This is a genomic window from Micromonospora sp. DT233 (assembly GCF_049841815.1).
GTDB lineage: Bacteria > Actinomycetota > Actinomycetes > Mycobacteriales > Micromonosporaceae > Micromonospora.
Genome location: NZ_JBNCLB010000010.1, coordinates 59,127 through 72,815 on the forward strand (window position 1 = coordinate 59,127; position 13,689 = coordinate 72,815).

The window sequence follows — 13,689 nt, forward strand, 5'->3', positions numbered from 1 at the left end:
CACCGGGAAGCTGTCCGGCCAGGTGTCGTCGTCGGCCAGCCCCCACAGGGTCACGACCCGCGCGGCACTGCAGATCACTTATCGCGAATACCGATTCCTGCTCGACTCTATTGAGATCGCGTTACCCCGAGGGATAAAATCCGAACTTTGAGTGAAGGAAACACGGGCCGTGGCTCCGCGTCCGTGTCAGGGGCTGCGGTCGTCCGCACCGGCCCGCAGAGCGATTGCAGAGCCGAGAAAATCGTCGAGGGGAGGCTCTAGATGCCAGAGTCTGACGTGCCGGAACCGGTGTTGATCCAAGTCGTCGAGGTCGCCGGTGGCCGAGAGATCGGCTGGGGCGGTAACGCGGTCGAACAGCTTCGTACGCGCGTCGCAGACATCCAGGCGGCCGTCATCGCTGGTGCGCGTGCGGTCAGCGCCGACCTCGACAGTCTGCCCACCCAGCAGAACTGGCAGGCGAGCGAGGTGTCCGCGACCTTTGGGATAACCCTGAGCGCGGAGGCCGGGGTGGTGCTCTCCCGGGCCTCGGCGGAGTCCTCGTTCGAGGTCACCGTCACCTACCAACGCAAGTGATCGAGGGCGGCATTTACGCGGGCACCCGCTTCCTGGGCAGCGGATTCGTCCTGGCCGACCGCATCGTCGCCACCGCGAATCACGTCGTGGGGCAACGTGGCGCGGCTGACCTGAGCTTCGTGACGTCCGGGGTGCGGGTGGCGGTGAAGGATGTGCACCGTGACGCGCGGATCGACACGGCGCTGCTCCGGGTGGACACGTCCCTGGCGATGCTGCCGTCTCTCGCCCGCCCCCGCCAGGGTTCCCAGTGGTGCGTGAATTGCAGCCTGGGTGAATTGGAGCCCGCCGGGGTCCAGCTCAGCGGGGTGATCGACACCGTTGGACACCTCATCACGAACACCCTCGGGCACGAGATGCCGATCCTGCAGCTGCAGGTGAACCAGGAGCTCAAGAACTACGAGGGCTATTCCGGTGGTGCGGTGATGGTCGACGGCTCGGTCGTCGGCATCCTGCTCGAGCAGGTGCCCGAGCGGGTCAGGCATGCGCTGGGCCGGGACAAGGTCGCCACCAATGTGCTGTTCGCCGTCTCGATCGAGCAGGTCAAGAGGAGATTCAAGCTTGATCTGGAGCTGATGCGAGAGAGGGGCCAGGCGCCCTACCAGCTCCTCGACACCGCCTACTTCGACCTCGAGCCGCTGAAGGACGTGATCCTGGACGCGAAGGAGACGGCGGGGGATCGGATGCTCGCGTTCGGGTTGGACAGTGCGGACCTGCAGGGGGACCGGGAGGCGGCCGACAACCTCGCCGGCTGGCTGCAACTCCACATGATGCCGGTGGTGCACCGGCGCCCGCTCACGCTCCGGCCGGATCTCGGTTCGGTCGACAAGATGGTCGGGTACTTCGAGCTGCACATCGATTATCTGAACCGGACCAACATCGTCTGTACGGTCGAGGTGGAGGGGGTGCCGACCTCGTTCATCGACGAGGTGTGGCGCCGGGTCCGCATCGCCTGCGAGAGTCGGCGCGGCAGCCTGAATCATCGGCTCGTGCTCTTCTTCGCCGGAAGCACGATCGACGGCTACCCGCCCGCAGTGACGCGCCTGCCGCCGGTGACGTTCACGCGGGACCACCTCACCGCCTGGGCCAAGCAGGTGGTGCGACATCAGCAGTGGCCCGATCGGCTGGCGCACGCATGGGTGGACCAGCTCGCGGAGCGGTCGTCAAGCGGCGGTCGACTGGACGTCCGGTGGACCTACGACGTACTGCGGGACTCCATCGACCGCCTCCGCACCGACCGGGCAGGGCTGTACGACGATCTCGAGGACCTGGAGCCTTCGTGGTGACCCGCCATCGCGTCGACACCTCGGTCCGCTACGACCGGCTCGCTGCGCTGCCCGAGCACCGCGACATCGAGATTGTCGATCTCGACCCGCTGCCGACCGGCGACCCGCCGACCACCACGGTCGACCGCGAACCGTATCTCGCCTCGTCGGGCCTGGAGGAAGCGGTCAACGTCGCGATCGCGCTCGGCCGACCGCTGCTGCTCCAAGGGGATCCCGGCGCCGGGAAGACCAGACTGGCACACGCGGTGGCGTACGCCCTGGGGCTTCCACTCGAGCAGATGTACATCAAATCCACCAGCCTGGGCCGGGACCTGCTCTACACCTACGACGCCGTCCGGCGCCTCTACGACGCGCAGCTGGCCGCTACCGGCGGCGGGTCCGGTGCCGACCCGAGCCAAGCCGGCCGGTACGTGCGTCTCGGCCCCCTGGGCAGGGCGATCGCCCGCGCCCGGTACGGCCGCCGCAGCGTCGTGCTGATCGACGAGATCGACAAGGCAGACCTCGACTTTCCCAACGATCTGCTTCGCGAACTGGACCGGCTCGCCTTCGACGTGCCGGAGGCACCCGGGCTGAGTTACGCCGTGCCGGATGACCGGCCCGACCTGCGACCGATCATCATCGTCACCAACAACGAGGAGAAGGCGCTGCCGGGCGCCTTCCTCCGCCGGTGCGTCTTCTACTACCTGGAGTTTCCCGACGATGTCGGGCAGCTGAACGAGATCCTGGCGTTGCACGGCGTGGCGGACGCGGAGCTGTGCGACAGCGCCACCCGCATGCTGCTGCGGCTGCGGGAACTGGACCTGAGCCACAAACCGGGTCTCAGCGAGTTGATCGATTGGGTGGGCTATCTCCAGGAGCGGCGACGTACGCCGGCTGACCTTGCTCAACTGCCGTACCCGGGCACGCTGCTCAAGCAACGGACCGACCAGGCCCGGGCCAGGAAGCTGACGGATCCGTGAGCAGGCCACGAGCAGCTACCGAGGCGACGGTGGGCCTGCCCGAGTTCGTCCACCGGGTGATCCGTCAGCTTCGTCGACGCGGCCTGCCGCTGGGGGTGGACGACTGCGACGCGCTGCGCCGGGCCCTGGCCGCCGGCTTCGGCTGGTCCTCCGACCAGGCGTTCGAGGAGCTCTGCGTCATGCTCTGGGCCAGGTCGACGGCGGAGGCGGCCGTGGTCAGAGCGACGCTGGCCCGCGCCGAGCTGCCAGCGTGGAACGCCTTGCGGTTACGGCGGATCCGCGCCGACGACACCGAAGACTGGGAGCACCAGGAGGCGCCGACCCCGGAGGTCGAGCCGACGCCCGAGTACGAGGAGTGGTACCCGCCGATCACCCATCCGGTCCAGGGGCTGGCCATGGTCCCGCCGAGCAGCGGCGTCACCGACCCGACCTTGGTGCTGGTGCCGCAGTACCCGGTGACCGGCCGCGAGATAGCCCAGATCTGGCGCACGTTACGCCGTCCGGTGCGCCAGGGCCCGCCCGCCGAACTCGACGTCGCCGCCACCGTCGCCGAACGCGCCCGAACAGGCGTGGCCACCCCGCCCGTCCTCGTGCCGTACCGACGCAACGCCGCCCGGGTCTGCATGCTGATTGACCGGCAGGGATCGATGACGCCCTTCCACGGCTATGTCGATCACCTCTGGGACACGGTCAGGCGGTCCGGCCGGCTGAGCGCGCTGACGGTCGGATACTTCCACGACGTGCCGGGGTACAGCCTCGATCGCGGCGTCCTGGCCACCCTGGCGGATCCGTTCCGGCCGGACCTGGACCCGGTGCTGTCTCAGATCCGGCCCCTGACGGAGGGCTGGCTCTATACCGATCCCGAGTTGACCGACGGGCGCGCCGTCGACGCGGCCCTGGCGGAGCTGACCCCGGCGGTCGGCGTGGCGGTCATCAGCGACGCCGGTGCGGCGCGTGGCCGCCTGGACACCGTCCGCCTGCTCGACACGATCGCGCTCCTCAAGGCGCTGTATCGGCACGCCGGCGCCGTCGTCTGGCTCAACCCCGCGCCGCCCGCCCGCTGGCCCCGTAGCACCGCGGCACAGATCGCCCGGCACGTACCGATGCTCCCGCTGACTCGAAGCGGCCTGTACCAGGCGGTGGGCGTGTTACGGGGGCATCCGGTGCCGACAGAACGTCCGCTGTGACTGCCACCGCGGCGAGCCGCCTGGCCATCGTCCACCGGCGCGTGTCGCCGAGGGTCATCGAGCTGGCCTACCACGCCGCCGTGCCAGTGGCCGTCGACCCCGACCTGATCCACCTGCTACGGACCAACTTCTTCCTCGACCCTCCCGATGACCTGCCGTACGAGGCGGAGGCGGAGCTGATGCTGTCGCCCCTGGTCAACGAATTGAGTGAGGGCCTGTACGAGGTCGACCCAGGGTTGCGCGAGGTCCTCCTGCACGGGCTGACGAGCCGGTTCGGGCCCGACCGGAGCCGTCAGGTCGCGGTGCTGTTGGAGCAGTACGTCGACCGGCTCCCGCCCGGGCACTGGACGACCGAGTTGGAGAACGCGCAGCGGCTCTCCGCGCTCGGCGTCCTCGATCCGCAACTGGCGGACGAATGGCTGATGAACGCCGAAGCGGTGTCGGCGGACGGCGCTGGACCTGGCCGGGAATGGCTGGTCGCGGTGCGCCGACGCCACGAGTACCGACCGGACCCGCAGGAGAGCCTGCGGGACGACATCGCCGAGGCCGCCAGTGCCGTGGCGACGGATGCGCCCGGTGGGCGGCGGGCCGCCGAAGAGCTGCTCGCCGGGCTGGCGCGGCTGCCGGGCGCACCCTCCGGCCTCCTCGAACGGCTGCGCGACGGCACCGCCGCGACCGGTCAGGACCGGACCGACCCGCCACCGGCGCAGACGAGACGCGCGACCGGCGCGGGGGGCCCGATTCCGGAGCTGGACCGCTATCCTCTCGCGCTCCGCGCCCCCGGAGCGCCGCAAGCGCCCGCCGGCACGGAGACGGTCGATCTGCGCATGCGCGCCGACCACGATCCGGCAACGGCGGCGATCGACGCGTTGCGCGCCAGCGGTCTGACGGCGGCCCACTTCCGGTCCAGGGTCGTCTTCCTGGCCTCGGACGGACCGGAGACGCTGGTTCTCTACGCGGCGGTCTGCGGCTTCGCGGGACGACGGATCGACGCGTACGCCGACGGCGCGCTGCTGAGGTTCTCCGATCGTGGGCCGCACCAGGACGAATTTCCGGATGCCGGGCGGCCACCCCGCTACCTGGAGTGGGCACAGGCCGGAGGTCCGCCCGCGAGCGGCATCCCGACCGCGTCTCTCGATCCGGCCGATGCGAGCAGCGTCACGCTGATCCGGTACGCGGCGCGGCTCCGTTTCGTGCCGCCGGCCTCGCCCAGAGCCGCGCTGGAAGCGTTCGTCACCATCGTCGACATCCGGCGTCGTCGACCGAAGAACCAGTTCAACAGGTTCCCCTTCCTGTCGACCGGCCGGGAGCCCGTGCCGGTGGCCAAGAAGGACCCACACCAGGGCGTGGATCTGGAGTGGGTCCGGGCGGCGGCGGAGGCGTACCGGCAGGACCTGCGCCGGTCCGGGGACGAGGCCCCCGAGATCGTCGCGTCCCGTCCCGTCGGAGGCCATCTGCGGCACATCGCCGAGGCGAACCAGGTCGATATCCGACGGGTGCTGGCCCGGCTCGGGTCGACCTTGGACGAGAGCGGCAGGTGGACCTGTCCCGGGCCCCACCAGCACGATGATGAGCTGGGCACCTTGCTGATACGGGACAACCGGGCCCGGTGCCGCACCTGCTGGCCGGAGGCGCTCAGCCCCGTCCGACTGGCGGTCGAGGCGCGCGGCCTCTCCCCTGACGAGGCGGTCCGATTCGTCACCGCCGAGAGCACCGACCTCGAGCCCGGCACCACGGTGACCGCCCGCATCGAGAGGCAGGAACCTGCGTTCTTCTCCTGCACCGTCATGAACTGGGGAGCGCCCCGAACCGCACTGCTCACCCCACCGCCGGGCACCGGAACCGCCACGCGGACGAGGTGGGTGCCGGGCGACGTGGTGACCGCGAGCGTCACCGGCTTCACCGCACCTCCCGCTCGGCTGCCGGTCCTCTCCGCCACGGCACACGGGCTCATCGAACGGGTCATGGCCGTCTTCGTGGCGGAACTGTGTAGCGGCCAGGTCGTCATCATGGGCATCGCCCGCGTCCCCGGTGCCCGGACGAAGATCGCGGTCGCATCGACCTCCCGCGTCCGGGCCCGCGCCGCATTCATCGGCCTCGGGGCGAACCGCATCCAGGCGGCCCAGCGGATGCTCCACCGCACCTCCGGACAGGAGCGGATCGAGATCATCGACTACGCGGGCGAGCGCCACCAGTTTCTGCGTAACGCGATGAATCCGGTGCAGGTGAGCGACCTGCGGATCAAGGGCCGGCACGCCGTCGTCGCGCTGCCGGAGTACCAGACCAGCGCGGGGATCGGCTCGGGAGGCCTCAACGTGCAACTCGCCGGACAACTGGTCGGGCTGAAGGTGAGAGCAGTTGACCATGGAGCAGATCTGCAACGGGAACTCGACCGGTTCATCGCCGAGTCGCCATTCCGGTAGCGGCAGACGACGGCCGGCGGTCGGCCCGCCCCGCCGGCAAACCTGTTCTCGGTGCGGGTAACCTCACCGGTCACCGGGTCGCTTACCGGCGGTAGTTGCTGCACACTGACGCCGTGGAAGCTGAGCAGGACAAGGGATCGGCCGCCGTCGACGGCGGGTTGCGCTCCGCAGTGGTGGTCAACCCGGTGAAGGTCGCCGACCTCGGTGAGTTGCGCAGGACCGTGGACGCCGCGCTCACCGCCGCCGGCTGGCCGCAGCCGCTGTGGTTCGAGACCACCCCGGAGGACCCGGGGCGGGGGCAGACCGAGCAGGCCGTCGCCGCCGGGGTCGACGTCGTCTTCGCCTGCGGCGGCGACGGCACCGTGATGTCCTGCATCGGCGGCCTCGTCGACACGGACGTGGCCCTGGCCGTCCTGCCCCAGGGCACCGGCAACCTCCTCGCCGCCAACCTGGGCCTCTCCGGCGACCTCGCCGCCGGGCTGGAGGTGGCCGTCGAGCGGGGCCGCCGGCAGCTCGACGTGGGCGCGGTCGAGGGCCACTACTTCGCCGTGATGGCCGGGATGGGCTTCGACGCCCAGATGCTCGACTCCACCTCGGAGACCACCAAGTCCCGCATCGGCTGGCCCGCGTACGTCGTGGGGGCCGCCCGGCACCTGCGGGACCGGCCGATGAAGGTCTCCATCCGCATCGACGACGGGCCACCGCTGCGGCGGCGGGCCCGCTCCGTGCTGGTCGCCAACGTCGGCCGACTCCAGGGCGGGGTCACCCTGCTCAGCGACGCCGAACCCGACGACGGCTGGCTCGACGTGGCGGTGCTCAGCCCGCGCCGGCTGCGCGACTGGCTGGTCATGGGCTGGGCGCTGATGCGGCGGCAGGCCAGGGTCCCCGGGATGGAGGTGCTGCGGGCCCGGAAGGTGGAGATCGCCAGCAACCGGGCCCAGCCGCGCGAGCTGGACGGCGACCTGATCTCCCCCGGCCGGCGGCTGGTCGTCCAGATCCGCCCCCGCGCGCTCTGGCTCTGCGTGCCGCAGCCGGAACAGACGCCGGACCTGGCCGTCGACGCCGACGCCGTCGGGGAGCGGGGCGAGGAACTGGTCGAGGAGGCCCGACGTGAGTAGCACCCGGTTGGTGCCCGAAACCCGGCTGATGGCCGACGAGGAACTCTCCGCCGACGACGCCTGGCGCACCCTGCGCCGCCACGGCGGCTGGCAGCTGATGCGCGACGCCTTCGTCCGGTTCCGCTACGGCGACGGGTTCAGCCACTCCCGGGCGTTCGCGTTCCAGCTCTGCCTCGCCGTGGTGCCCTTCCTGATCGCCCTCACCGGCCTGATCACCGACCTCGGCGCCGACGCGGGCGGCAAGGTGGTCGCAGACACCGTCCTGGCGGTGACCCCCGGCCAGAGCGAGGCGATGGTGGGGGCCCTGCTCTCCGACAGCGAACGCACCGAGAACGCCGGCGAGCTGGCCCTGGTCCTCGGTCTGCTCACCGGCCTCTTCGCGCTCACCACGACGATGGCGCAGATCGAGCGCGGCGCGAACCGCATCTACGGCGTGGAGCGGGACCGCCCGGCGCTGTGGAAGTACGTGCGTGCCGTCGCCCTCGCGGTCCTCGCCGGCGTCCCGGCGCTGATCGGCTTCCTGATCCTCGTCGGCGGCGGGTCGATGGGCGCCTCGGTGCGGCGGCACTACGCGTGGGGGGAGTCCGTCCAGGACACCTGGAACGTGCTCCGCTGGCCGCTGAGCCTCGGGCTGACCGTGCTCGCCGTGGCGCTGCTGTTCCGGCACGCCCCCCGGCGCAAGCAGCCGGGCCTGTCCTGGCTCTTCTTCGGCGCCGGCATCGCCACCGCGCTGTGGTGGCTGGCCAGCCTGCTGCTCGCCGCCTACGTGCGGTTCAGCGACGGTTTCGGGCAGACGTACGGGGCGCTGACCGGGATGATGGCGCTGCTGCTCTGGGCCAACCTCACCGGCATGGCGCTCTTCGGCGGGCTCTCCTTCGCCGCCCAGTTGGAGGCGATGCGCATCGGGGTGCGGGAGCCGGCCCAGCCGGACCTGTGGCAGCCCGAGGCCGAGCGCGAGGAGCTGCACGACACCGGCGAGATGACCTCGCTCTGACCCGCCCACGGGCCTTCCCGGTGTACGCGACGCCCAGATCGGGTACAGCGCCTCGCCAGGACAAACAAGGAGGTGCGGGGTGACCGCGGTCAAAGAGGTGGTGCGGCGACCACTCGGCCATTTCGCCGAGCGGAGCATCGCCGGGCTGGTGGCAGTCACCGGCGCCGGGGTCGCCTTCGGGCTGTTGCTGCTGCTGGTGCGCTTTCGCTGGAGCCCGCTGGGCGACGCCGACCACGCGGTCGCCCAGTGGTTCAACGACCTCGTCGCGCCGCGGCACGCCCTGGTCACCGTGCTCCAGGCGATCACCGACCTGGGCGGGCGGCCGGTGCTGATCTGGCTGGTCAGCGTCGCCGTCATCGGGCTGCTGATCCGCCGCAGCTCCCGGCTGGCCGTGTACCTGATCATCACCGGGGTCGGCGGCCTGATCCTCGACCCCTCGCTGAAGGCGCTGGTCGGCCGGCTCCGCCCCGTGGTGGACGTGCCGATCGCCAGCGCCCCCGGCAACAGCTTCCCCAGCGGCCACGCCCTCGGCTCCTTCGTCGCGTACGGGGCGCTGCTGCTGGTCTTCCTGCCGGCCATGGCGCCCCGCTGGCGCAAGCCCGCCATCGGGCTCGTCGCGGTGGTGGTGGCGCTGATCGGGCTGACCCGGATCGCGCTGGGCGTGCACTTCGTCTCCGACGTGCTCGGCGGCTGGCTGCTCGGCGCGGCCTGGCTCGGCGTCACCGCGTACGCCTTCCGGCTGTGGCGGCGCGAGCGCGGCCGGCCGGTGCCGCCGCTGAGCGAGGGCCTGGAGCCCGAGGCGGGGCACGACATCGCCCCCGCCCCGGCCGAGGAGCACGTGCTGGAGCACCCCCGCTCGACGATCGCCGAGCTGGTCGTCGGCTGGGTGCTGGTCTTCGGCGTGCTCTACGCCTTCGGCACGTACGTCAGCTACCACGCCAAGGACACCTTCTTCGGCACCCTGGACACCGAGGTCCCGCTCTGGTTCGCCCAGCGGCACACCGAGGTGTGGACCGAGGTGAGCTGGTGGTGGAGCAAGTTCGGCGACACCCACGCGATCCTGCTGATCTCGCTGGTGTTCTGCCCGCTGGTGCTGGCGGTGTGGCGGCGCTGGCGGCCCGTGCTCTTCGTCGCCCTGGCGATGGTCGGCGAGCTGACCCTCTTCCTCGCCAGCGCCCGGGTCGTGGACCGGCCCCGCCCGCCGGTGGAGAACCTCGACGGGCAGATGCCCACCTCGTCGTTCCCCTCCGGGCACATCGCCGCGACCATCTGCGTCTGGCTGGCGATCGCGGCGATCGTCGTGCCCCGCACCGACCGCTGGTGGCGCTGGATCTTCGTGGCGCTGGCCGTGATCATGCCGGTCGGGGTGGCCACCTCCCGGATGTACCGGGGCATGCACCACCCCACCGACTTCATGGGCGCGATCCTGCTCAGCGCCCTGTGGATCGGCCTGCTCTACTGGGCGGTCCGCCCCAACGCCGATCTGGCCCAGGGCAACCAACCGGCGATCACCACCGATCAGGTCGACGAGCTCGACGACGAGCTGGCCAAGGCCGGCCGGGCGGACTGACGCGCCCCCCATGCTGCGGGTGATGACCTGGAACATCAGGACCGGCGGCCGGGACCGCACCGGCCCCGGCCGGCTGGACCTGGTGGCCCGGGTCGTCACCGCGCGGCGGCCGGACCTGCTGGCCGTCCAGGAGCTGCGCGGCTTCGACTCCGCCGGGGTGCTGGCCGGCTTCGCCGCCGAGGTGGGCATGCGGCCGTACCTGGCCCGCTCCCGGTTCGGTCAGCCGGTGGCCGTGCTGGTCCGCCCGCCGCTGCGGGTGCTGGCCTCCGGCCCGCTGCGCCGGCCGCTGCACCACGCCGCCATGGCCGTCACGGTGGCCACCGCCGCCGGGCCGTTGACGCTGCTCAGCGCGCACCTCGACCCGTACTGCGGGCTGCGGCGGCGGGTCGAGGCGGGTTGGCTGGCCGCCGCCGTCGGCCGGGCGCCGGGGGAGTTGGCGCTGCTGGCCGGGGACCTGAACACCCTCGCCCCGGGCACCGAGCACGCCGACCGGGTGGCCCGGCTGCCACCCGCGTACCGCCGCCGGCACCTGCGCCGCGACGGGCGCACGGTGGAGACCCGGGCGGTGGCCCGGCTCGCCGCCGCCGGCCTGGTCGACCTGCATGCCGCGTACGCCCCGGGCGACGCCGGGCTGACCGCGCCGACCCGGCACGGCGGCGGGGCGGAGTTCTCCGGGATGCGGCTGGACTACCTCTTCGGCACCCCGGCGCTGGCCCGGTTGCTGCGTTCCTGCGCGGTGTCGCGCGGCGGCGAGACCGAGTACGCCTCCGACCACTACCCGGTGCTCGCCGAGCTCGACCTAGACCCGGCCTGACCCGAGCCGATCCGGCCTGACCCGACACGCGTCCCGGCCGACACGTGTCCCGGCCGACACGTCGCAGCGGTCGTTGTCACTGTCTCGTATTCTCGCCTCGTGGACGTGATCACACCCGAGCGGCCGGAGGGACCCGGGCCGCTCGCCGTGCTCGCCCGGGGCGTGGCCCTGGTCGTGGTGCTGCCCGTGCGGCTGCTCTGGGGGTTGTGGGCCGGCACCGTGCGGTGGGTGGACCGCTGGGTGCTCGCCCCGATCGGCCGGGCCCTGCGCGCCTGGGTGCTGCGCCCGATCGTCTGGCTGCTGGACCGGCTGCTCTGGACGCCGCTGAAGTGGCTGGCCACGCACCTGATCTGGCTTCCGCTGGTCTGGGTCTTCCGGGCGCTGGTCCGGCCGGTGGCACGGGCGCTGGTGGGCGCGGTCGACTGGCTGATCCGGCACCTGCTGGTGCCCCTGGTGGAGCTGCTCGGGCGGGCGTTCGGGCCGGCGCTGAGCGCCCTGGGGCGCGGGCTGTGGTGGCTGGCGCGGCTGGTGTTCGACGCCCTGGCGTACGCCTGGCGGCTCGCGGGCCGGGTCCTCGGCTTCCTCTACCGGCTGCTGGTGCGCCCGGTCGGGCTCGCCCTGCGCTGGGTCTGGCGGCACACCGCCGTCCCGGTCGGCCGGGCCCTGCGCGCCGCCTGGCGGGCCACGGTCACCCCGGCGGTGCGCTGGCTGCGCGTGGCGATCCTCGCCCCGATCGGGCAGGCCACCCGCGAGACCCTGACCGCCCTCGGCCTGCGCCGCTGACCCGACCCTGCCCGGCGGCGCGGCTCAGAGCAGGTTGACCAGGACGGTCAGGGCGATCGACGCCAGGACCGAGAAGAGGATCATCAGCAGGCAGCCGAGGCCACCGCCGAGCGGACGGATCTCCACGTTGCCGAAGCGCATGACGGTTCCTTTCCAACAGCGGGTGAGCAGGTCTAACAGCGGGCGAGCAGGGCGCGTACCGCAGTGGCGACCTGGGCCGGGGCGGTGGTGGCGACGTTGTGGGCGGCCCCCGGGACGACGGCCGCGCGGGCGTTCGGCATCAACCGGGCGAGCCGGTCCCGCCAGGCGGCCGGCGCCAGCGGGTCGCGGGCGCCGGTGACCACCAGGGTGGGCGCGGTGACCCGTGCCGCGTCCTCCTCGATGGCGTTGCGGGCGGAGTGCGACAGGGTGGCGTACACCCGGGTCGGGCGGGCGTCGACGACGTCGCGGAGCAGGATCGGCGCCTGCCACTTCGCCTCGCGCAGGGTGTCGACCAGGAAGCGACCGAACAGCCCGCGCCGGCTGCGGGCGGCCGGGTCGCTGGTCGGGCCGGCGAGCACCAGCGCCCGGACCAGCCCGGGGTGGCGGGCGGCCAGCGCGGCGGCCACCTCCGCGCCGAACGAGTGCCCCAGCACGCAGGCCGGGGGCAGCCCGTACGCGGCCAGCCAGGCCGCCAGGTGCGCGGCGTGCCGACCCACGTCGTACGCGCCCCGGGGGCGGGCGCTGAGGCCGAAGCCGGGCAGGTCCGGGACGTACACCGGGTGGGTGGGCGCCAGCGCCAGGGCCAGCGGGGTGAGGTAGCGGTGCGACACCGCCAACCCGTGCACCAGCACCACGGGCGGTGCGCCGGTGCCCGGGTCGGCGGCCCGCCGGGTGTGCGTGCGCAGCCCGTCGACGAGCCGCCACTCGCTGGTCAGCCCGGCGGCGGGCCGGGGCGCGGCCAGCGCCAGCCGCAGTTGCTCCGGAGCGAACCCCACCGGCGCGACCGCGGCGGGCGGCCCGACCGGCGGGGCTGTCACAGGTCGCGCAGCCGGGGGAGCAGCTCCTCGCGGGCCCAGTCGAGGAACCTGGGCTGGGTGTCGCCGCCGACCTGGATGAGCGCGACGTGGGTGAAGCCGGCGTCGACGAACTTCTTGAACGCCTCGACGTGCTTCTCGACGTCGGGGCCGCAGGAGATGCCCTCGGCCACGTCGTCCTCGCGGACGAACTGGGTGGCGGCGGCGAACGCGTCCGGCCCCGGCAGGTCGGCGTTGACCTTCCAGCCCATCCCGAACCAGCGGAACTGGTCGTGCACGATCTTGCGGCACTCCGCCTCGTCCGGGCCGTAGCAGATCGCCACCTGCCCGTACCGGGGGCGACCGGCCCCGCCGACCTCGTCGTACATCGACAGGATGTGCGGGTCGGGCTCGGTGGCGACGATGCCGTCGGCGTAGTCGGCGGCCAGCGTCGCCGACTGCCGCCCGGACGCGGCCACCGCCATCGGCACCGGGCGCTCCGGCCGGTCCCAGACGTACGCGTCGGGCACGTCGAAGTGGTTGCCGGAGAAGGTCAGCGTCTCGCCGTTGAGCAGCGGCCGGATGATCTGCAACGCCTCCTCGAACATCTCGTGGCGCTGCTGCACGTGCGGCCAGCCGCCGACGACGTGCTCGTTGAGGTTCTCCCCGGCGCCCAGGCCGAGGGTGAAGCGGCCGTCCGAGAGCACCCCGATCGTGCTGGCCTTCTGCGCCACCACGGCCGGGTGGTACCGGCGGATGGGGCAGGTCACGAACGACATCAGCTCGGCCCGCCGGGTGGCGTGGGCGACCGCGCCGAGCACCGACCAGGCGTACGGGGCGTGCCCCTGCGAGTCCAGCCAGGGATAGTAGTGGTCGGAGACCACGATCTGGTCGAAGCCGGCCGCCTCGGCGCGCACCGCGTAGTCGACCAGCTCCTTGGGGCCGGACTGCTCGCACATCAGGGTGTAACCGACCTTGACCATCGCCGTC

General features: G+C 72.3%; 12 protein-coding genes. 10 read left to right on the top strand and 2 right to left on the bottom strand.

Going from position 1 to position 13,689, the window contains the following annotated elements; translation table 11 throughout:
* Positions 1-261 precede the first annotated feature (261 nt).
* From ACLQ2V_RS20690 to ACLQ2V_RS20735, 10 genes are all read left to right on the top strand, one after another.
* Complete coding sequence (locus tag ACLQ2V_RS20690; protein ID WP_425720179.1) at positions 262-573, top strand: CU044_2847 family protein; 312 nt, start codon at positions 262-264, stop codon at positions 571-573.
* Positions 570-1,856 carry a S1 family peptidase gene (locus tag ACLQ2V_RS20695; RefSeq protein ID WP_425720180.1) on the top strand — a complete coding sequence of 429 codons (1,287 nt, stop codon included), beginning with the start codon at positions 570-572 and terminating at the stop codon, positions 1,854-1,856. The genes ACLQ2V_RS20690 and ACLQ2V_RS20695 overlap by 4 nt, the downstream gene beginning before the upstream one ends.
* Complete coding sequence (locus ACLQ2V_RS20700; RefSeq protein ID WP_425720181.1) at positions 1,850-2,815, top strand: AAA family ATPase; 966 nt, start codon at positions 1,850-1,852, stop codon at positions 2,813-2,815. The genes ACLQ2V_RS20695 and ACLQ2V_RS20700 overlap by 7 nt, the downstream gene beginning before the upstream one ends.
* Positions 2,812-4,002: a hypothetical protein gene (locus tag ACLQ2V_RS20705; RefSeq protein ID WP_425720182.1), complete on the top strand. Its 1,191-nt coding sequence runs from the start codon at positions 2,812-2,814 to the stop codon at positions 4,000-4,002. Before ACLQ2V_RS20700 ends, ACLQ2V_RS20705 begins: the two co-directional genes overlap by 4 nt.
* On the top strand, positions 3,999-6,425 hold the full coding sequence (locus tag ACLQ2V_RS20710) for a hypothetical protein (protein WP_425720183.1): 2,427 nt from the start codon (positions 3,999-4,001) through the stop codon (positions 6,423-6,425). The genes ACLQ2V_RS20705 and ACLQ2V_RS20710 overlap by 4 nt, the downstream gene beginning before the upstream one ends.
* Before the next feature lie 113 nt (positions 6,426-6,538).
* Positions 6,539-7,543, top strand: coding sequence for a diacylglycerol/lipid kinase family protein (locus tag ACLQ2V_RS20715; RefSeq protein WP_425720184.1), 1,005 nt, complete (start codon positions 6,539-6,541; stop codon positions 7,541-7,543).
* Complete coding sequence (locus ACLQ2V_RS20720) at positions 7,536-8,537, top strand: YihY/virulence factor BrkB family protein (RefSeq protein ID WP_425720185.1); 1,002 nt, start codon at positions 7,536-7,538, stop codon at positions 8,535-8,537. The genes ACLQ2V_RS20715 and ACLQ2V_RS20720 overlap by 8 nt, the downstream gene beginning before the upstream one ends.
* A 79-nt stretch (positions 8,538-8,616) precedes the next feature.
* Positions 8,617-10,107: a phosphatase PAP2 family protein gene (locus tag ACLQ2V_RS20725; protein WP_425720186.1), complete on the top strand. Its 1,491-nt coding sequence runs from the start codon at positions 8,617-8,619 to the stop codon at positions 10,105-10,107.
* A 10-nt stretch (positions 10,108-10,117) separates the two neighbouring features.
* Positions 10,118-10,921 (top strand): endonuclease/exonuclease/phosphatase family protein, encoded by an 804-nt coding sequence (locus tag ACLQ2V_RS20730; RefSeq protein WP_425720187.1) that lies wholly within the window; start codon positions 10,118-10,120, stop codon positions 10,919-10,921.
* A 99-nt stretch (positions 10,922-11,020) separates the two neighbouring features.
* The gene (locus ACLQ2V_RS20735) at positions 11,021-11,704 is read left to right on the top strand and encodes a hypothetical protein (protein WP_425720188.1); all 684 of its coding nucleotides are present in this window, start codon (positions 11,021-11,023) and stop codon (positions 11,702-11,704) included.
* Positions 11,705-11,877: 173 nt separating this feature from the next.
* Here the strand turns inward: ACLQ2V_RS20735 and ACLQ2V_RS20740 are convergent, their stop codons facing one another.
* Both ACLQ2V_RS20740 and ACLQ2V_RS20745 read right to left on the bottom strand, forming a co-directional pair.
* Positions 11,878-12,681 carry an alpha/beta fold hydrolase gene (locus tag ACLQ2V_RS20740; protein WP_425720189.1) on the bottom strand — a complete coding sequence of 268 codons (804 nt, stop codon included), beginning with the start codon at positions 12,679-12,681 and terminating at the stop codon, positions 11,878-11,880.
* 38 nt (positions 12,682-12,719) lie between these two features.
* Positions 12,720-13,682 carry a TIGR03557 family F420-dependent LLM class oxidoreductase gene (locus ACLQ2V_RS20745; protein ID WP_425720190.1) on the bottom strand — a complete coding sequence of 321 codons (963 nt, stop codon included), beginning with the start codon at positions 13,680-13,682 and terminating at the stop codon, positions 12,720-12,722.
* Positions 13,683-13,689: the final 7 nt, after the last annotated feature.

Bases quoted from the DNA above. Each gene is read 5' to 3' on its own strand.
- ACLQ2V_RS20690 (WP_425720179.1), top strand. From the start codon at position 262: ATGCCAGAGTCTGACGTGCCGGAACCGGTGTTGATCCAAGTCGTCGAG.
- ACLQ2V_RS20730 (WP_425720187.1), top strand. From the start codon at position 10,118: ATGCTGCGGGTGATGACCTGGAACATCAGGACCGGCGGCCGGGACCGC.
- ACLQ2V_RS20745 (WP_425720190.1), bottom strand. From the start codon at position 13,682: ATGGTCAAGGTCGGTTACACCCTGATGTGCGAGCAGTCCGGCCCCAAG.